General features: G+C 45.7%; 1 pseudogene. It reads left to right on the plus strand.

The annotated features are described in order from the left end of the window. Positions 1 to 481, plus strand: a pseudogene (locus J6I44_RS20510) (hypothetical protein); the annotation flags it as partial. Positions 482 to 998 lie beyond the last annotated feature (517 nt).

The raw sequence follows: 998 nt of genomic DNA on the forward strand, positions 1-998 counted from the left end.
TACGCAACTGAGGCGTATTTCTCTGCGCGGGCATGGCCTTACCGGGGAGTTTCCACAATATGTTAACAATGGGAACTTCCGGGATCTGAATATCCTGATTCTGGCCGGGAACGAGCTGACCGGAACGCTGCCGGACTTCAATAACCTGCAAAGCCTCTACTCCTTAGATGTGGGGTATAATAACCTGACGGGAGATATTGGTACGATTCCCGATTTGCCGGATCATATTCGGATTATCCGAATAAATGGGAATGACTTTAGCGGGGAGTTTCCTGATACCGGTTGGCCCGACTATTCTCAGCTGAAGACGATCAAGATGAATGGCAACGCCCTTACAGGTAGCATACCCTGTAGCTTTTGGTCGAAGCTCGATAACTCTACTCTAAACTACGCTTGGTTCCAGGACAATAAGATCAGTGACCCCTGTTCAAGCGGGGCCGAGGCGATGCAGGGTAATGGAAAGCTCAAATTAGCCTATTAGGTTAGGCATAACGACCATCATATGCAGATGGAGTTGAGATAGCAGATAGTCTTATTATTTGCTAAACATTATGAAGAAGGAAGAGCCGGGATGGTTGGCTATACCATTCCGGCTTTTCTATTTTTAAAAATATTTTTCCCAGATTGTTAATTTTTTTTAACCAGTATGATTTAGCCAAATTTATTTAGACATTTATAAATCCATTGGATAAAAAATAATAATCGGATATCTACTTTTAGAGTGTGTGGTAAAATTTCAGGTTTCAGAGTCATCCTACTTTTGCTTCTATTTTTGGTTCTGGGATCGTCCTCTGCATTAAAGGATTCATTTTTTGATAGCGTTGCGAGTGATCGCGCGGCGTTGATGGATTTGTATAAAGCGACGGGGGGCGACAGCTGGCGCAACAACAGTGGATGGGGCAGCGGGGATCCCTCTGACAGCTGGCACGGCATTGAGACCGACGCCAACGGCCGGGTGGTGCACATCGACCTGTTTAACAATGGACTGAGCGGGCAGT

This window comes from Fodinibius salsisoli (assembly GCF_026229185.1).
Taxonomy (GTDB): Bacteria; Bacteroidota; Rhodothermia; order Balneolales; family Balneolaceae; genus Fodinibius; species Fodinibius salsisoli.